Raw genomic sequence first — 16,769 nt, forward strand, 5'->3', positions numbered from 1 at the left:
AAGCAGTCGAGCGCTACCGGGGCCCGTGGAGTCCATGGGGCAGGTGCGGACGGTAGCCGGGCTCCTGGACGGGGAACTGCTGGCCCGCGCCAGGCAGGGTGGGCGCCGGGTAGTGCGCCACCTCGTACTCGGCCAGTTCGAGTTGCGCGGCGGTCGCGGGCAGCGCCGGGGCCCGGCGCACGCCGCGATGGAACTGGAAGGCCGAGGTCAGGTCCCCGAAGGTGCGGCGACGCCAGTCGGTGACGGTGGCCGACCGGACCCCGGTGAACCGCTCCAGGAACCGCAGCACCGAGGTGTGGTCGAAGGCCTCACTGGCGACCCATCCGCCCACCGTCCAGGGCGAGACGATGATGCACGGCACCCGGAAGCCGCCGCCGATCGGCAGGCCGTCGACGAACTCGCCCGGAGTCCCGGCCGGGGGCACCGGCGGCGGCACGTGGTCGAACAGGCCGTCGTTCTCGTCATAGTCGAGGATGAACACCGTCTTCGCCCAGACCTCGGGGTTCGATGCGACCGCCTCGATCTTGGACGCGACGTAGTCGGCGCCGGCGGCGGGCAGGTAGTCCGGGTGCTCGGACTGGTGGCTGGTCGGCAGGATCCAGGAGACGGCCGGCAGCCGGTCGTTGCGCGCGTCGTCCTCGAAGGTGCCGGCCGGCCGGGCCGTCATGCCCCTGCGGTGCAGTGCGCTGCCGGGCGCGGCCTGCTGAAAGCTCCTGAAGAGCGAGAGCACGTTGGTGCCGTAGTTGTCGGCCTCCTGGTACACCTGCCAGCTGACGCCGGCCGCCTCCAGCTGTTCGGGGTAGGTTTTCCAGGTCAGCGGCTCGGGTGTCGAGTTCTTGGTGACGGGGCCGCCCTGGCTGCCGTCGGCGCCGATCGAGCCCGTCATCCAGTACAGCCGGTTTGGCCAGGTCGGTCCCTGGACCGAGCAGAAGTAGTTGTCGCAGATGGTGAACGACTCGGCCAGGGCGAACTGGAAGGGGATGTCCTCCCGGGTGTAGTACCCCATCACGTACGGGCCGTTGACACCGTCGGCGGCCCGGTGCGCGGGCAGCCACCGGTCCATCTTCCCGCCGTTCCAGGCCTGGTGCTGCACCGACCAGGCGTGGCTGGTGGACGGGATCGCCTGCGCGCTCGTGGTGCGGGTGTCCAGGTGGAACGGCAGCAGGTAGCCGTCCGGGTGGGCGCTGTCGGGTTGGTGGAACACGGAGCGCCCGTTCTCCAGTCGCAGCGCGTGCGGGTCCGCGAAGCCGCGGACGCCGGCCAGCGTGCCGAAGTAGTGGTCGAAGGACCGGTTCTCCTGCATCAGCAGGACCACATGCTCGACGTCCCGCAGCGAACCGGCCCTCGGCACCCCCGCCGCCACCGCCCGCTGGACACTCGGCGGCAGCAGGCTCGTCGCCGCTGCCGCCCCCAGCACACCGGCCGCCGAGCCGAGCAGCCTCCGTCGGGTCGTTCCGGACATCCGTCCGCCCTCTCTGTCACGCCGGCGCGCGTGCGGGATGCCACCGCGCCGGACCGCCTTTCGCCTTCCCCGGGAACTTCGGCGCAGCGGAGGTGACGGATGAACGGTCGAGGGCGCGCCGGTCACCCGCCGAGCCGGCCGCCCCTACGCGCCGGGCCTACGTGCCGCCCCTACGCGCTGGGCCTACGCGCCGCCTCTACGCGCTGGGCCTACGCGCCGGGCCGCGAGAAGGTCAGACGGTCGACGGCGGACGCGCGGGGGCCGGGAGCCGCGGCTGCCGCCAGGGTGACGGCGGCGAGCCGGCCGTCGTCGTACGGCGCCGGCTTCGGCGCCCGGCTGAAGGCGGGGCCGGACCGCGTCCTCTCCTCTCCCCGAGTGGCGACGGTCAGGCAGGCCGCGATCAGCACGACGTTCTTGAGGATGTACTGCCCCTCGAGTGTCGGGACGGGCGGGACGCCGTGCACCCACACGTCGTTCGGCAGCAGGACGAGCGTCGCGAACACTCCGGCCATGTGCACGAAGAACACGGTCAGGACGACGCGGAGCAGCAGCCCGGTGACCAGACCGGCCCCGATGGCGACCTCCAAGACCGCCAGCAGCGGCCGCGAGACGCCGGGCGGCACCAGGTCGAGGGTCAGCAGGCTCATGCAGCGGGTGGCGAGGTCCTCGGCGGGACTGGCCCCCGGGATGAACTTGAGCACCCCGAACCAGAGGTACACCAGCCCGACGCTGGCCCGCAGTACGACGGGGGCCACCCGCCGGTAGCCGCGGGAGAAAACGTCGACCCGGCGTCTGCCGGACCGCACCACCCGTGCGAGATACGACTCCATTCGCCCCTCCTTCGGATCCCTTCAGAGTCCCCGGCACCGAAGAGGACGGGATGCGCCGCGGCTGGCGGGATCCGGGTGAGGGGCGGCCCGAAGTGCCAACCGGGCACGGCCCGTCAGGTGCCGGCTCGGAAGCCCGCAGCTTAGTGGTCGGAGTTCGAAGTCCTTCGGGGGTTGACGGTAAGTCAGCGGTTGGGGGAGATGAGCGCTATGCGTGCTGGTCCGCCGGGGCGGCCTGCCGACGTCGTCCCTGGGAGACCACTGGCTGACGTCGTTTGCCCCGGTCGTTGGTCTATCCGGCCAGCATTCCCGTGTCCTGTTCAAGGACCGGTGCCAGTGCCCGGAAGAGGTCTGAGGGGTCGCGGTAGAGCAGGGCGGTCATGCCGGCCGCGCGGGCCGCGTCGATGTTGGCCTGGGTGTCGTCCACGAACAGGCAGCGCCCGGCCGGGACGCCCGCTCGATCCACGGCGATCTGGTAGATCCCGGGATCAGGCTTGGCGATGCCGACGCGGGAGCTGTTGATCACATGGTCGGCGAGGTCGGTGAGTCCGAGCAGAGTGAGGTCCTCGTCGAGCCACAGGGTGGCGTTGGTGACCAGCACGACGGGCACCTTGCCGCGGAGCTTGCGGATTAGCTCTACCACTGCCCGGTCTACCCGGAAGGGGGCATAGGCGAAGGCAGTGGCCAGAGCGTCAGCCTGCCGGGCAGGGATCTGGCTGGTCAGGGCGTCAGCGATGGAGGCAGCCCACTGGGCCCGGCTGATCTGGCCGAGCAGCAGCGGCAGGTCCCGCTCCGGGGCGAACGCAATCTCAGCGGTAGTGCCCTCGGGGAGCCCGGCGGTCCGCTCCAGGCGCCCCACGTCCGCGAGGTCGTAGAAGCGGATCACTCCGTCGAGATCGCACAGCACCGCATCGAACGCCAGGTTCTCCATAGGTCGAGATCATCCCAGGCACCCTTCGGCGCCCTGCGCCCACCCATGGGCAATGCATCGTGGCATCCGGCTGTCGGCGGCCCCGGCAGGCTCGGCACCAACACTGGCCGGACCGCCGGGGTCCTGCCCGGCCGCCGTGCCGGGCGCGGCACACTATCGCAGTCCTGATCCACTCCTGCTGATCGGCCTGTCTGCCTTGCCTGTTCCTGCCGCCCGTCCCGTTCTCCTGACCGCCGCCGAGCGGCAACAGCTGAAGAAGGCGGCCTACGGCCACAAGACCCCGCACCACACCAGGGTCCGCTCGCGCATCGTGCTCCTGACGGCCCGGGGCACACCCAACGTGCGGATCGCGGCCGAGGTGGGCGTGCACGTGGACACCGTGCGCACCTGGCGCGGCCGGTTCGCCGACGCCGGCCTGCCGGCCCTGGCCGACCGCAGGCGCAGCGGGCGCCCGGCCCGTTTCACTCCCGTACAGGTCGCCGAGGCCAAGGCCCTGGCCTGCCAGCTCCCGGCCGAGAGCAGGGTCCCTTTGTCGCGCTGGTCGTGCCCGGAAATCGCCGCCGAGCTGACTTCACGCGGCGTCACCGACAGCGTCTCGGCGTCCACCGTGCGCCGCTGGCTCAAGGACGACGCGCTCAAGCCATGGCAGCACCGTTCCTGGATCTTTATCACCGACCCTGGGTTCCGCACCAAGGCCCAGCGCGTGCTGGACCTGTACGCCCGCACCTGGCAGGGGCGGCCGCTGGGGGAGGACGAGTACGTGATCAGCGCCGACGAGAAGACCTCAATTCAGGCCCGCTGCCGCTGCCACCCCACCGTCCCCGGCCGCCACACCCGCGCCTACGTCAGCCTGCCCAGCGGCCCGGTGGACGTCACGCTGTTCAATCCGACCATCGCCGGCCCCTCCGGCGCCGGCATCTCCACCACTGCCGACCTCGCCGCCTTCATGTCCGCCCTGCTGGGAGGGCGGCTCCTCGGGCCAGCCGAACTCGCCGAGATGAAGCACACCACGGGCCTCGGACGCGGCGCCGACTACGGCCTCGGCCTGGAGCGCACACGCACCCCGTGCGGAGACTTCTGGGGCCACCGTGGCGACAGCATCGGCTACAGCAGCGTCATGCTCGGCGACGACACCGGGCAGCGCCGGATCGTGCTCTCCCGCAACCCGTACGACCCCGCCGGGCAGCACGCCTCCGAGGTCGCCTTCACCAGCCTGGTGACCACCGCAGCCTGCACCGGCCGGACCGTCTGAGGCTCGTCCAGCCCGGTGACGAACAGCGCGGCCCCGCAACCGGGCCCGCAACCGGCCCCGCAACCGGACCGCAACCGGCCCTGCAACCGGCCCGGCGACGGGTGGTGACCGGCGCCGGTTCCGGTCGTTGCACACCGGGGGTCGCACCCGCCGTCCGGTGCGGCCAGGGAGTGGAGGTGCGCGCATCATGGGGTTGACGGAAGGCCTGCCGGAGGCCGCGGCGAACGGGCGGACGCGCCGCCAGTTCCTCGCCGGGGCCGCCGCGCTGGGCGGCGCCATGGCTGTCGGGCAAGCGGCCGGTGCCGCCGCGCTTCCGCGCGCCGCGGGCGCCGGCGCCCGCGGCGGCCCGGGGCGGAGCGTGGCGGTCCTCGGCGGCGGGGTCTCCGGGTTGAGCGCGGCGCACGAACTCGCCGAGCGCGGCTACCGGGTGACGGTGTACGAGTACCACGCCGCGCTCGGCGGCAAGGCCCGGAGCATGGACGTGCCGGGCAGTGCGGCCGGCGGCCGGCGGGCGCTGCCGGGGGAGCACGGCTTCCGGTTCTTCCCCGGCTTCTACCGCAACCTGCCGGACACCCTGCGCCGCATCCCCGTCCCCGGCAACCCCGGTGGCGTCCACGACAACCTGCGCGCCGCCACCCAGGCGCTGCTGGCCTTCGACGCCCCGCGCCCGGGCCTGCTGCTCCCGTTCCGGTCCCTCACCCGGCCGCTCGACCTGGGTGACCTGGCCCCGGACGCCCTGCGGCGGATCCTGGCCGGTGCGCTGGACGAGGTGCTGCACCTGCCCGCCGACGAGCTGGCCTACTTCGTGGACCGGCTCCTGGTCCACCTGACCAGCTGCGACCTGCGCCGCGAGCAGCAGTGGGAGCGGGTGCCGTGGTGGGACTTCATCGGGGCCGGGCGGATGTCCCACGACTACCAGCGCCTGCTCGGGGTCGGCCTGACCCGGGACCTGGTCGCGACCCGGGCCGAGCAGGCCAGCACCCGTACGGTGGCCCGCACCGTCGTCGAGGCCTTCCTGCTGAACGGCCTGCTCGGGCGCGGCGGCGACGGACAGCCCGACCGGGTGCTGAACGGCCCCACCAGCGAGGCCTGGATCGACCCGTGGGCGGCCCATCTCGCCTCGTTGGGCGTCGAGTTCCGCACCGGGACCGAGGTGCTGGAGGTGCTGTACGCCGAGGGCGGGATCGCCGGGGTGCGGGTGGCACCGGCCGGCGGCGGCGACCCCGAGACCGTACGGGCCGACCACTACCTCAGCGCGTTGCCGGTCGAGCACGCCCGCGCCACCTGGGGCCCGCAACTGCGCGCCGCCGATCCGCAGTTGGCGCGCTGCGACGCGATCGGCACGGACTGGATGACGGGCATCCAGTTCTACCTGCGCCGCCCGGTGCGCTTGGCGCACGGCCACGCCGTCTGCCTGGACTCCCCGTGGTCGCTCACCGCGGTCGGCCAGGCGCAGTTCTGGGACCGGGACTTCGCGGCCGCCTACGGCGACGGAACGGTGCGCGACTGTCTGTCGGTCTGCGTCTCGGAGTGGGACAGGCCCGGGATCCTCTACGGCCGCACGGCCAAGGAGTGCACCCGCGAGGAGGTGGCCCGCGAGGTCTGGGCGCAGTGCCGGCGGGCCTTCGACCGGCCCGGTGCCGGGTGGCCGGCCGACGCGGACGTGCACTCGTGGTTCCTCGACCCGGCCGTCACCGGTCTGGGCGGGCCGGCGCCGGCCAACCGCGAGCAACTGCTGGTCCACCCCGCCGGAACGCTCTACCGCCGGCCCTCCGCCACGACCGCGGTGGGCAACTTCTTCCTGGCCGGCGACTACGTCCGCACCGAGGTCGACCTGGCCACCATGGAGGGCGCCAACGAGTCCGCGCGCCGCGCCGTCAACGCCCTGCTGGACGCGGACGGGTCGACCGCCGAACGCTGCCGGGTCTGGGGCCTGTTCCGGCCCCCGGAGCTGGAACCGCTCAAGCTGGTCGACGAGGCCCGCTACCGCCTCGGCCTGCCGAACACCTTCGACCTCGGCTGACCCCGCCCGCCGGGCGGGGTCCCTTCGTCCTCATCCCTGGCCGTGCCAGATCCCCGGCCGTGCCAGAGGAAGCCGAAGAAGTTCTTGCCGGAGCTGAGGAGGTCCCCCAGGAGGTGCTGCCCACCCTCACCTCGCTCGGGCTGCGCTACGACACGGTGTCGAAGCAACTGCTCGTGCTCGCGGAGACGAAGTCCGCGAGAGTGGCGTTCGCCTTCCTGCCCGGCTGATCCAGCCGGGCCCACCTCGGGGAAGTCCTCCTTCGGCGCGTCGTACGCCCGCCGCGCCTGCGGCCCCGGCTACTCGGGGACGAGTACCGCGACGCCGGTGACCCGGTCGGCGGCGAGGTCGGCGAGCGCGGTGTCGGCCTGCCGCAGGGGGTAGCGGGTCACGTGGACGGCCGGGCGGGTGCGGGCCGCCTCCGCGAGGAAGGCCCGGCCGTCGGCGCGGGTGTTGGCGGTGACGCTGCGCAGGGTGCGTTCCCGGAAGAGGTGCCGCTGGTAGTCGAGTCGCGGGATGTCGGTGAGGTGGATGCCCGCGACGGCGAGCGTGCCGCCGCGGTCCAGGGCGGCGAGGGCGGCGGGCACGAGCTCGCCGGCCGGGGCGAAGAGGATCGCGGCGTCCAGTGGCTCCGGGGGCGGGTCGAAGGAGTCGCCGGCGAAACCGGCGCCGAGGTCCAGGGCGAGCCGCCTGGCGGGTACGGCGCGGGTGAACACGGCCACCCGGGCGCCCCGGGCGAGGGCGATCTGGGCGGTCAGGTGGGCGGACGCGCCGAAGCCGTAGATGCCGAGCAGTCCGCCGGCGGGCAGTTCGGCGCGTTCCAGGGCGCGGTAGCCGATGATCCCGGCGCACAGCAGCGGGGCGAGCTGCTCGGCGGGCGGGCCCTCGGCCAGCCGGTAGGCGTAGCGGGCGTCGGCGGTCAGGTGCCGGGCGTAGCCGCCGTGCCGGTCCCAGCCGGTGTAGCGGGAGTCGGGGCAGAGGTTCTCACGGCCGCTGCGGCAGTAGCCGCACCGGCCGCAGGTCCCGGCTAGCCAGGCCACCCCGGCCCGGTCCCCGACGCCGAACCCCTCGGCGTCCGCGCCGACCGCGAGCACGCGGCCGACCACCTCGTGCCCGGGGGTACACCGTGCCGTCCTGGGGGAGAGGTCCCCCTCCGCGAGGTGGAGGTCGGTGCGGCACACCCCGCAGGCCTCCACCTCCACCAGGATCTCCCGCGGCCCGGGCGGCTCCAGCGGCCGCCGCTCCCACGCCAGTGGTCCCGGTCCGAGCCCGCCGACCGGCCCCGGGCGGTCCACCACCCAGGCGTCGGTCTCCGTGGGGAGGGGGTCCGTCGTGCTCATCGCCGTCTCCTGCCACTCCTGCCATTCGTGCCACCCGCGCCGCTCGGCCTGCGGGACCGGGCGTCCGGGGGCTGGCCTTCCGCTCCGTCGTCCGTCAGCCCCAGTACCCCGTGTGCACGGCGGAGGCCTCCTCGAAGAGGTGCGGGCCGGAGACCGCCACGGTGCTGCCGCCGGCGGCGAAGACCTGGCGGCAGGGCAGGTCGAGCACCGGTTCGTCCGGGTCCACCCCGGCGATGGCGTTCAGGTCGGTGGCGGAGAGCGCGTAGACGACCTGCCGGATGCCGCTCCAGTAGATCGCTCCGGCGCACATCGCGCAGGGCTCGGTGCTGCTGTACAGGACGGTCCCGTTGAGCAGGTGCGGGGCCAGGGTGCGGCAGGCCTGCCGGACCAGGTTGGTCTCCGCGTGGGCGGTGACGTCGTGGTCCGTCAGCACGGTGTTCTCGGCCGTGAGCAGGACGCCTCCGTCCGGGTCGGTCAGCAGCGCGCCGAAGGGGTGGTTGCCGTGGGCGCGGGCGGAGGCCGCGAGGTCGATGGCCGTGAGCAGGTGGGTGCGGGTGTGGTCGGTCACTGGCGGACTCCTCAGGGGCGGAAGGGACGGAAGGGGCGGAAGGGGCGGAGCGAGTGGGGGCCGAACGCAGGACGCGGCCGGTCCGGGCTCACCGCGGGTGAGCGGGCACGGTGACGACCGGGCAGTGAGCGCGGCGGAGCAGGCCGTGGGGGACGGAGCCGAGGCGCATGCCGGTGAACCCGCCGTTGCCGCGCCGGCCGACGACCACGGCGAGGGCGTGCTCGCCGGCGCGGGCCAGCTCCTCGACCGGGTGGCCGTGCACGACCTCGTGGGTCACGGTCACGTCCGGGTGGTGCTCGTGGCGTCCCGCGGTGGACTCGAAGAGCAGGCGGTGCAGCAACTGCTCGGTGGCGGGCTCGTCCGGGCTGCCGGCCGGCGGGCGCTGCCAGACCCACAGGACGCGCAGTGCGGCCCGGCGCTCGTCCGCGTACGCGAAGGCGAAGTCGACGGCGGGTTCCGAGGACGGGCTGCCGTCCACGCCGAGCACCACGTACGGCGGGTCCTGGGTGGTGTGCTCGGGGTCGCGGACCACGACCACCGGGCAGTGCGCCTGGGCGCTGACCGGCACGGCCACCGAGTACGTGCTCAGCGCCTCCTCCACCCGGCTCAGCCGCCGGGAGCCGAGGACGACGAGCGAGGCCCGGCGGGACTCCCGGCACAGCGCGGGCGCCGGGACGTCCTCGGCCACGACGGCGGTCACGGCCAGCCCGGGATGGCGCTCCCGGGCGACGGCGGCGGCCCGGCCGAGCGCCCGGTCGGCCCGCTCACGCAGGGCCTTGTGGTAGCGGCCCTCGTCGAACGGGCGGAACTCGCGGTACAGCGACGGCACGGCGTGCACCAGCCGCAGCGGCAGGCCCTTGCGGGCGGCCTCGTCGGCGGCCCAGGCGGCGGCCATCGAGCCGGTGTCGTGGGCGTCGACGCCGAGGACGACGGGACCGCCGGGGTCGTCGGGACCGCCGGGGTCGTCGGGACCGCCGGGGTCGTCGGGGTCGTCGGGGCTTTCGGACGTCATGGTGGGACTCCTCGGTCGGTGAGGCGTTGCCGTCGGTGACTTTCGGTATCCGACTGACTCGGTACGGGGCCGGGCCCGTAGACCCGGCCCGTACCTACTTCCATGGCACCACCGAACGCCGACTTCGGCAGGGTCCGGCCGGTCCCGGCGCGGGGCCTGCGGTGCTACATCGGGGACGTCCTGGCCGGTCAGGCGAGCGGCACGCGTACTCAGGTCCGGCGGACTACGACGTTCCCTGTCAAGTGAGCGTGTTGGGAAGCGAAGCCGTCTGCTGACTCAAGGTCGCTGGACCTAGGGCAGTGTCGTCAAAGGGTCAGGCCCACACGAGGAGTGAGGCGAGGGTGGCTGCGGCTTGGTAGGAGACTACGAACTCTTCGGCCGGTCACGGTCCGTCGGGTCAGCGAGATACTCGGCCTTCCTGTCGGCGTCCGGGGCAAGCTGGAGCCGCTTCGCGCACAACCGACCAAGCTCGCCGACCGCGGCTGGCTGCGCAAACTCGCCGACGGCCGGTTCACGATCGGGGTTGAGAGGATCCGACAGTGGAATAGCGTTGGACGGGCCGGAGCGCGTGGATCTTCACGAACCGCGCGGCGCGTTTCTTAGGTCGGTTCGTTGAGACAGCGCGCGAACACGCCAGTGAAACAGCGATGAAGCACGTACAAGGCGCTGACGTTGCTAGAGGTTCTTCCTCGGTCCGATCCTCCTCGACCCGTGAAGCGGGCTACCACGCTCTCGACACCCGCGCCGGTCCGTGACTTCCTGAACAACCTCGGCTCGAATCCCGCCGCGGCCAGGTGGGTGAGCTCGCGCGTCTGGCGAACGTGGCGAACTCGTGGTCGGCGATCGTTCTTCTCACCCTGCCCTACCGTCCACCCGGCGCGAGTCCGGCCTCGAAGGCGATGATCGCCAGGTGGACGCGGTCCCGGGCCTCGAGCTTGGCGAACAGACGCGCGACATGGGTCTTCGCCGTCGCCGCGCTGATCACCAGCCGCTCGGCTATCTCAGCGTTCGACAGCCCCTGTCCGACCAGTGCCAGTACCTCGCGCTCCCGGTCGGTGATCCCCGCGATGGGACTCGAGTCCGCGGCGGGCTCGGTGTCCGGTTCGGGGGCCGTGGGGGTGGCGGGGGTGGCGGAGGTTCCGGCGAAGTCGGCGATCAGCCGTCGGGTGACGCTCGGCGCGATCAACGCGTCGCCGGCCGCCACCACACGGATCGCGTCCAGGATCGCGTCCAGGGCCATGCTCTTGAGCAGGAATCCGCTGGCGCCGGCGCGCAGAGCGCCGTAGACGTACTCGTCGTCGTCGAAGGTCGTCAGCACCAGCACCTTGGGCGGGTCCGGCTCGGCGGTTGCCTGCCGGGTCGCCTCGATCCCGTCCATGCCCGGCATCCGGATGTCCATCACCACGACGTCCGGCCGCAGCTCACGCACCAGGCGCACCGCCTCGCGGCCGTCGCCGGCCTCGCCCACCACCTCCAGGTCGTCGGTGTCGCCGATCAGGATCCCGAGCCCGACCAGCATCAGCGGCTGGTCATCGACCAGCAGCACCCGCACGCTCATGCCGGGAGCCTCGCCGTCACCCGGAATCCGCCCTCCGGACGCCGGCCCGCGCTGAACTGGCCGGACAGCAACGTCACTCGCTCGCGCATGCCGAGCAGGCCGAAACCGCTCCCGCCGGCCGCCGCCCAGGGCCTCGGACGGCCGGGCCCGCCGGGACCGTCGTCCCCGTCGTCCACCACCTCGATCCTCACTCCTTCCGGCTCGTAACCGACCTCGACCCTGCACGTCCGCGCACCGGAGTGCCGCACCACGTTCGTCACCGACTCCTGGACGATCCGGAACGCGGACAGCTCGATCTCCGGCGGCAGCGGACGCCGCTCGCCCCGCCAGTCCACGTGGACCCGCACCCCGGCGTCGGCCGTACGTTCGGCGAGCCGCGGGACATCGGCCAGGCTGCCGGCCGGCGCCAGCGGAGCGGCCCCCGGCATGGCCTCGTCCGGCTCGGCGCGGCGCAGCGCCCCGAGCATGCGCTGCAGCTCCAGCAGCGTCTGGCGGCTGGTGGACTCGATGCCGCTCAGCGCCTGCCGCGTCTGCTCGGGCTTGGTGTCCACGACCCGCGCCGCCGCTCCCGACAGCACCGTGATGATCCCGATGCTGTGCGCGACACTGTCGTGCAGTTCGCGGGCGATCCGCAGTCGCTCGGCCATGACGGCGCGGGCCGCCTTCTCCTCGTGCAGGGCTCCGAGGTACTCACGGCGCTTGCGGTACACCCCTCCGAAGATCCACGCGACCGCGAACCACAACGCGAACCCCCCGGCCCACTGGACCGCGTCGCCGACGGACTGCTCGCGGTCGTGGATGTCGTTGACGAAAGCGGCCACGACGCCCGCGACGGAGCCGACGGCGGCAGCCTTCGGCCGCCGGGCGGCGAGGTACCCGCCCAAGGCGACGAGCAGGACCAACATGATGACGGGCCGGGCGCCGAAGGCGTCGCCGAGGACCGATTCGCCCAGGATCACCGCGAAGACGGTCGCCGGCAGACGGCGCACCAGCAGAACCGGAAGGGCGAGCACGACGTACAGACCCAGCATCTGGACGGGCTCGAGGTCGGGGAACCCGAACAGGGAGTGCTCAGGATCCGGGGTCCCCATCGTCAAGGGGATCATCAGCGCGTACAGGCCGGCGGTGGCCAGCACCACGGCCTGTGACGTCAGCCAGGTCACGCGCTTCGATGTCGAGAGACGTTGGAGGAGCTCTTCCATGCGGAGATCGTATTCAGTGGCGTGGGCTCCGTGCGTCGCCCCGGGGATGTACGCGGGGTACACCCCCGGGCCGACGGCCTGGGGAACGGCGAAATCCACCGGCCGACGCGATGGATCATGGTCCGTTCCTAGGTTCATGGCCATGACGAATCCGCCGATCGCTCTCCAAGACGCGATGAAGCAGTACGACGACGGCCCGCCCGCGGTGGCCGGTGTGACCTTGTCCGTGGCGTCCGGTGATTGTGTGGCGATCCTCGGCCATTCCGGCAGTGGGAAGTCCACGCTGCTGAACCTGATCGCCGGTTTGGACAAGCCCTCCAGCGGCAGTGTCACCATCGACGGCACGCGCGTCGATCAGCTTGGTGAGGCCGGATCGGCGAAGTACCGCCGGGCCTCGATCGGCATGATCTTCCAGTTCTTCAACCTGCTCGACGATCTGACCGTGTTGGACAACGTCATGGTTCCGGCGCAGCTGGCTGGGATGGGCAAGGGTGAGGCGAAGCGCCGGGCCGTCGACCTGCTCGGCTCGCTGGGTATCGAGCGGCATGTCAAGGCCTATCCGCAGCGGCTGTCCGGTGGTCGGCGGCAGCGGGTGGCGGTGGCCAGGGCCCTGATGAACAAGCCGGCGTTGCAGCCGGCCGCCACCACCGCGCACCGCATCATCGAGTTGGTGGACGGTGCGGTCGCGCGGGACGTCGTCAACAGTGGCAGCGGTGCCGGCCTGGCCGCCCACGCGCGGCTGACCCGTCCGGCGGGAGCGCTCGGATGACGCTGCGCAAGCCGCCGATGCCCCGACGCCTCTTCGAGGCCGGATTCCACGCCATGGCCCGCATGCTGCCGGCGGTGAGCCGGTGAGCGCGTTCGGCAAGGTCGTACGCTCCGGCGTGGGCCGGCGTCGGGCCCATTCCCTCGTCATGGCCTTGACGACGTTCACCGCGATGATGTCATCAGTACTCTCCCTCGGCCTGCTGACCGGCGTTCATTCGCTCCGTCTGGTCCGCGTGGACGCCGGTTCGGGCTCCGGTGTCCCGCGGATCCTTCCGAAGGCCGCGGCCGCTTCCACGTTCCCTCTGCTGCTTCGCCGGGCGGCCACGGTCCTCACCGTGCTCGGGCTGGCGATGATTCCCTGGCTGGTCTTCCTGCACACCGGGCTGCCGGCCACAGCTCAGGCCTCGCACTGGGCCTGGACGTGGACGGGTCTGGACAGCTTTGAGGCGCTCGGCCTGCTCTCCACCGGACTGCTCCTCAGGCGCGGCGACTGCCGGGCCTGCCTGACCTCCGCCGCGACCTCGGCCGTGCTGCTGGTCGACGCCTGGTTCGACACCATGACGGCTGCCCCGGGTTCGGACTTCAAGCTGGCGGTGCTGATGACGGTCTTCGCCGAGTTGCCGCTGGCGGTGGCCTGCGCGGCTCTCGCGACCAGGACCTTCCCTCGGCCGGGCCGCTGAGCGGAAGAGCTCGTGACGTGATCGGCGCTTGCGGTCCGTTCCGGGAAGTCCCCGGCCTGCCGCAACGGCGGTCCACGGGCGGTTCGTTCGGCCCGCTCGGGTCGACTGCCGACAAAGTCGGCGCTGACGCAAGCAAATTGCAAATCTGGTCGGCCCGCTCGGGGATGGTGTGGCTGATGCCGCGCTTTCGCAGCCAGACGCGGATCGCCTTGGAGCTGTAGCCCTTGTCGCCGAGGACGTGGTTGGGACGGGTGCGGGGCCGTCCCAGCCCGGTTCTGGGTACTCGTATCGCGTCCATGACGGTGGTGAACTGGGCGCAGTCGTTGGTGTTCCCGCCGGTCAGAACCAGGGCCAGTGGTTGACCAAGTCCGTCGACGACCAGGTGGAGCTTGCCGGTCAGCCCGCCTCGGGAGCGGCCGAGCGCCTGGTTTTGGGTTCCCCTTTTCGTGCCCCGGCGGCACTCTGGCGGGCTCGCACGACGGTGGAGTCGACCGATACGAGCCAGTCGATGTCGCCGGCCGCGTCCGCCTGCGCTTGCGCGGCCCGCAACATCCGCTCGAAGGTTCCGTCCTCGGCCCAGCGCCGGAATCGGGTGTGCAGGGTGGCCCAGGAGCCGTACCGCGGCGGCACATCCCGCCAGGCCACCCCGGTCCGGAACCGTCGTAGGTCCAGCGGTAGGGCTTGGCGTCGTGTTCGTCGTAGGCCAAGACGAAGGTGGCGCTCGACGATGCCGGCGAAGGGAACCCCGCGCCGCACGACATAATCCCGGCGGATTACTCCGGTACCTCGCGGGGGCTACGAACGACACCAGAATGGTTACATCCACGGGCCGATTCGAGACGGAGCCGCGGAACCTAGCGTCGATCCCATGAAACGCAATCGCCGTATCAGCGCCGTCGCGGCGCTGGCGCTCGCCGCCCTCGTCACCGGAACCGGCGCCGGGTTCGCCGCCACGACCACACCGTCGGCCACACCGGTGGCCACGCACGCGTTCGACACCGCACCGGCCACGGCCACGGCCACCGCGCCCACGCGGTCCTTCCACGGCGCGCTCCCCGCGCCGACCGGCCCCTACGCCGCCGGCGAGGACGTCATCCACCTCACCGACGCGAGCCGTCCCGACCCGTGGGTGCCGTCATCCGGCCCCCGCCAACTGACCGTCACGATGGTCTACCCGGCCGTCCCCGGGACCGGGACTCCGGCCCCTTACATGACCCTCGCCGAGGCAGCCGGAGCCATCCAGCTCCGGAAGATACCGGCGAGCTCTGGCATCACCCCACAGAACCTTTCCAGCGTCGCCACTCACGCCTTCGACGGCGCGCGGCCGCGGAGCGGCAAGTATCCGCTGGTAGTCCTCTCGCCCGGGTTCGAGCACCCGCGCATGATGCTCACCTCGCTCGCGACCGACCTGGCCAGTCACGGCTACGTCGTCGCACTCGTCGGCCACACCTACGAGGACAGCGGCGAGACGCTGGCGAACGGCCAGACGCCGCCGTGCGCGATCTGCGATGACCCGAACCTCGACATGGGCACGGTCACCGCCAGCCGCGCGCTGGACGTGTCCTTCGTGATCGACCAGTTGACGCACGGCAATACCGCGTGGCGCATGGCACACCTCATCGACGAGCACGAGATCGGCATGGCCGGACACTCCCTCGGCGGAGCGGCGGCCGCCACCACGATGATCGCCGACCCGCGAGTACGGGCCGGAGTGAACATGGACGGCACCTTCGCCCCGGCCCCGATGCCCGGCCAGATCAACCGGCCGTTCCTCATGCTGGGTGCGGCCGCCAACCACCCGGCCGGCGGCGACGACACCACGTGGGGGCAGGCCTGGGCCGCCCTCGGCGGCTACAAGAAGTGGCTGGCGGTCGCCGGCGCCGACCACACCAGCTTCACCGACCTGGACCTGCTTCTGGAGGAGGCCGGGTTCCCGATGCCGCCCCTCTCCCCGGAACGCGGGGTGGTGATCACGCGTGAGTACGTGACAGCGTTCTTCGACCAGACGCTGAAGGGGATCCACAGTCCGCTGCTGGACGGCCCCTCGCCGAACAATCCGGAAGTACTCTTCCAGCACTAGGGCCTGTGTGATGTTGTGATCAGTTGGGTGGTCGCACGAGGTCGTCGATCCAGATCATGGAGGCGCGGAGATGGAGGCCGGCGAGGTAGCTCTCGGGCGTCTTGTCGAACCGGGTGGCGATGCCCCGCCAGGCCTTCAGTTTGTTGATCAGCCGCTCGACGGTGTTCCGCTCCTTGTAGAGGTCGGTGTCGTGGTCGAAGGGCCGGCCACCCCGGCTGCCCTTCTTCTTCCGGTTGGCCACCTGTTCCTTCTAGGCTGGCGGGCAGTTCTCGGGGAGGAAACGATCGATGACCGTGCTCTCGCTGCTGCCCATCAGCACCGAACGGCTCCTGCTGCGTCCGTTCACGCCGGATGACCTCGACGACCTGCACGCCTTCCAGGGCCTGCCCGAGGTCGCCCGCTACCTCTACCGGCCGCCGCTCACCCGTGAACAGTGCGTGCAGAGCCTGACGCGGCGGGCGGCCGGCACCGCGTGGTCCGAGGACGGCGACGACCTGGTGGTCGCCGTCTGCCCGGCCGGCGAGGCGAAGGTCGTCGGCGAGATCGTGCTGAAGCTCGCGAGCGCGTCGGCGCGCCAGGTCGAGATCGGCTGGTCCTTCAACCCGGAGTACGGCGGCCGGGGTTACGCGACCGAGGCGGCGCGCGCGGTGGCCGCGCTGGCCTTCGCCGAGCTGGGTGCCCACCGGATCTTCGCCCGTCTCGACGTGCTCAACACCGGGTCGATGCGGGTCTGTGAGCGGCTCGGCATGCGCAGGGAGGCGCACCTCGTCGAGAACGACCTCGACGGCGAGCGCTGGGGCAGCGAGTACGTCTACGCGACGCTCGCCCGGGAGTGGAAGACCGAGCGGGCCTGACCGGCGGACGTCGAACCGGGGGAGCGGCGGTTTCGAGGCGTCCTCAGGGGGCCACCGGCACCGTGATGGTCTCGGGGTTCCCGCTGTTGCCCCGGTAGACCGTGTCACCGCTGTAGCCGGCCGTGACGACGTGCGCGCCGGTGGTCCGGAAGAAGACGACGCGCCCCCGCGGCGGCGCAGTTCGCGACGTCGAGGACCGGGCGGGCCGTGCCCAA

14 protein-coding genes and 2 pseudogenes are annotated in these 16,769 nt (G+C 72.2%); 6 read left to right on the top strand and 10 right to left on the bottom strand.

The genetic code is table 11. The annotated features are described in order from the left end of the window. Positions 1–13: 13 nt before the first annotated feature. The 3 genes from ACZ5OX_RS34255 to ACZ5OX_RS34265 all read right to left on the bottom strand — a co-directional run bounded on the left by ACZ5OX_RS34255 (position 14) and on the right by ACZ5OX_RS34265 (position 3,220). Positions 14–1,462, bottom strand: coding sequence for an alkaline phosphatase family protein (locus ACZ5OX_RS34255; protein WP_465635566.1), 1,449 nt, complete (start codon positions 1,460–1,462; stop codon positions 14–16). A gap of 209 nt (positions 1,463–1,671) precedes the next feature. Beyond that, the gene (locus ACZ5OX_RS34260; RefSeq protein ID WP_465635568.1) at positions 1,672–2,292 is read right to left on the bottom strand and encodes a DoxX family protein; all 621 of its coding nucleotides are present in this window, start codon (positions 2,290–2,292) and stop codon (positions 1,672–1,674) included. 289 nt (positions 2,293–2,581) lie between these two features. Next, positions 2,582–3,220 (bottom strand): HAD-IA family hydrolase, encoded by a 639-nt coding sequence (locus tag ACZ5OX_RS34265; protein WP_465635570.1) that lies wholly within the window; start codon positions 3,218–3,220, stop codon positions 2,582–2,584. Between the two features lie 196 nt (positions 3,221–3,416). Between ACZ5OX_RS34265 and ACZ5OX_RS34270 the strand changes: the two genes are divergently transcribed. Then, positions 3,417–4,472 carry a helix-turn-helix domain-containing protein gene (locus ACZ5OX_RS34270; RefSeq protein WP_465635571.1) on the top strand — a complete coding sequence of 352 codons (1,056 nt, stop codon included), beginning with the start codon at positions 3,417–3,419 and terminating at the stop codon, positions 4,470–4,472. Between the two features lie 187 nt (positions 4,473–4,659). Then, the gene (locus tag ACZ5OX_RS34275) at positions 4,660–6,495 is read left to right on the top strand and encodes a hydroxysqualene dehydroxylase (protein ID WP_465635572.1); all 1,836 of its coding nucleotides are present in this window, start codon (positions 4,660–4,662) and stop codon (positions 6,493–6,495) included. 296 nt (positions 6,496–6,791) lie between these two features. Here the strand turns inward: ACZ5OX_RS34275 and ACZ5OX_RS34280 are convergent, their stop codons facing one another. From ACZ5OX_RS34280 to ACZ5OX_RS34300, 5 genes are all read right to left on the bottom strand, one after another. Continuing rightward, complete coding sequence (locus ACZ5OX_RS34280) at positions 6,792–7,832, bottom strand: zinc-binding alcohol dehydrogenase family protein (RefSeq protein ID WP_465635573.1); 1,041 nt, start codon at positions 7,830–7,832, stop codon at positions 6,792–6,794. Between the two features lie 94 nt (positions 7,833–7,926). Continuing rightward, positions 7,927–8,400, bottom strand: coding sequence for a nucleoside deaminase (locus ACZ5OX_RS34285; RefSeq protein WP_465635575.1), 474 nt, complete (start codon positions 8,398–8,400; stop codon positions 7,927–7,929). 88 nt (positions 8,401–8,488) lie between these two features. Continuing rightward, a complete protein-coding gene (locus ACZ5OX_RS34290; RefSeq protein WP_465635577.1) occupies positions 8,489–9,412 on the bottom strand; it encodes a universal stress protein in 924 nt (307 codons plus the stop codon). A gap of 862 nt (positions 9,413–10,274) precedes the next feature. Then, positions 10,275–10,970: a response regulator gene (locus ACZ5OX_RS34295; protein WP_380781500.1), complete on the bottom strand. Its 696-nt coding sequence runs from the start codon at positions 10,968–10,970 to the stop codon at positions 10,275–10,277. Continuing rightward, complete coding sequence (locus ACZ5OX_RS34300; RefSeq protein ID WP_465635579.1) at positions 10,967–12,172, bottom strand: sensor histidine kinase; 1,206 nt, start codon at positions 12,170–12,172, stop codon at positions 10,967–10,969. Before ACZ5OX_RS34300 ends, ACZ5OX_RS34295 begins: the two co-directional genes overlap by 4 nt. A gap of 142 nt (positions 12,173–12,314) precedes the next feature. Here ACZ5OX_RS34300 and ACZ5OX_RS34305 point away from each other — a divergent pair, with 142 nt between their 5' ends. Further along, complete coding sequence (locus tag ACZ5OX_RS34305) at positions 12,315–12,941, top strand: ABC transporter ATP-binding protein (RefSeq protein ID WP_465635581.1); 627 nt, start codon at positions 12,315–12,317, stop codon at positions 12,939–12,941. Positions 12,942–13,110: 169 nt separating this feature from the next. Further along, the gene (locus tag ACZ5OX_RS34310) at positions 13,111–13,620 is read left to right on the top strand and encodes a hypothetical protein (RefSeq protein WP_465635582.1); all 510 of its coding nucleotides are present in this window, start codon (positions 13,111–13,113) and stop codon (positions 13,618–13,620) included. Between the two features lie 130 nt (positions 13,621–13,750). Here ACZ5OX_RS34310 and ACZ5OX_RS34315 read toward each other — a convergent pair. Then, positions 13,751–14,286, bottom strand: a pseudogene (locus tag ACZ5OX_RS34315) (IS5 family transposase); the annotation flags it as partial. Positions 14,287–14,488: 202 nt separating this feature from the next. Between ACZ5OX_RS34315 and ACZ5OX_RS34320 the strand changes: the two are divergent. Beyond that, on the top strand, positions 14,489–15,700 hold the full coding sequence (locus ACZ5OX_RS34320) for an alpha/beta hydrolase family protein (protein ID WP_465635583.1): 1,212 nt from the start codon (positions 14,489–14,491) through the stop codon (positions 15,698–15,700). A 19-nt stretch (positions 15,701–15,719) separates the two neighbouring features. On the opposite strand, the pseudogene ACZ5OX_RS34325 reads toward ACZ5OX_RS34320, so the two are convergent. Further along, positions 15,720–15,950 (bottom strand): annotated as a pseudogene (locus tag ACZ5OX_RS34325) (IS5/IS1182 family transposase); the annotation flags it as partial. A gap of 37 nt (positions 15,951–15,987) precedes the next feature. Here ACZ5OX_RS34325 and ACZ5OX_RS34330 point away from each other — a divergent pair. Next, positions 15,988–16,554, top strand: coding sequence for a GNAT family N-acetyltransferase (locus ACZ5OX_RS34330; protein WP_465635585.1), 567 nt, complete (start codon positions 15,988–15,990; stop codon positions 16,552–16,554). The last annotated feature ends 215 nt before the right edge of the window (positions 16,555–16,769 follow it).

This window comes from Kitasatospora sp. NPDC032121 (assembly GCF_055580145.1).

Excerpts from the sequence above, each read along its gene's own strand:
- ACZ5OX_RS34255 (WP_465635566.1), bottom strand. The coding sequence starts at position 1,462 with ATGTCCGGAACGACCCGACGGAGGCTGCTCGGCTCGGCGGCCGGTGTG.
- ACZ5OX_RS34260 (WP_465635568.1), bottom strand. The coding sequence starts at position 2,292 with ATGGAGTCGTATCTCGCACGGGTGGTGCGGTCCGGCAGACGCCGGGTC.
- ACZ5OX_RS34265 (WP_465635570.1), bottom strand. The coding sequence starts at position 3,220 with ATGGAGAACCTGGCGTTCGATGCGGTGCTGTGCGATCTCGACGGAGTG.
- ACZ5OX_RS34275 (WP_465635572.1), top strand. The coding sequence starts at position 4,660 with ATGGGGTTGACGGAAGGCCTGCCGGAGGCCGCGGCGAACGGGCGGACG.
- ACZ5OX_RS34280 (WP_465635573.1), bottom strand. The coding sequence starts at position 7,832 with ATGAGCACGACGGACCCCCTCCCCACGGAGACCGACGCCTGGGTGGTG.
- ACZ5OX_RS34290 (WP_465635577.1), bottom strand. The coding sequence starts at position 9,412 with ATGACGTCCGAAAGCCCCGACGACCCCGACGACCCCGGCGGTCCCGAC.
- ACZ5OX_RS34295 (WP_380781500.1), bottom strand. The coding sequence starts at position 10,970 with ATGAGCGTGCGGGTGCTGCTGGTCGATGACCAGCCGCTGATGCTGGTC.
- ACZ5OX_RS34300 (WP_465635579.1), bottom strand. The coding sequence starts at position 12,172 with ATGGAAGAGCTCCTCCAACGTCTCTCGACATCGAAGCGCGTGACCTGG.
- ACZ5OX_RS34305 (WP_465635581.1), top strand. The coding sequence starts at position 12,315 with ATGACGAATCCGCCGATCGCTCTCCAAGACGCGATGAAGCAGTACGAC.
- ACZ5OX_RS34310 (WP_465635582.1), top strand. The coding sequence starts at position 13,111 with ATGATGTCATCAGTACTCTCCCTCGGCCTGCTGACCGGCGTTCATTCG.
- ACZ5OX_RS34320 (WP_465635583.1), top strand. The coding sequence starts at position 14,489 with ATGAAACGCAATCGCCGTATCAGCGCCGTCGCGGCGCTGGCGCTCGCC.
- ACZ5OX_RS34330 (WP_465635585.1), top strand. The coding sequence starts at position 15,988 with ATGACCGTGCTCTCGCTGCTGCCCATCAGCACCGAACGGCTCCTGCTG.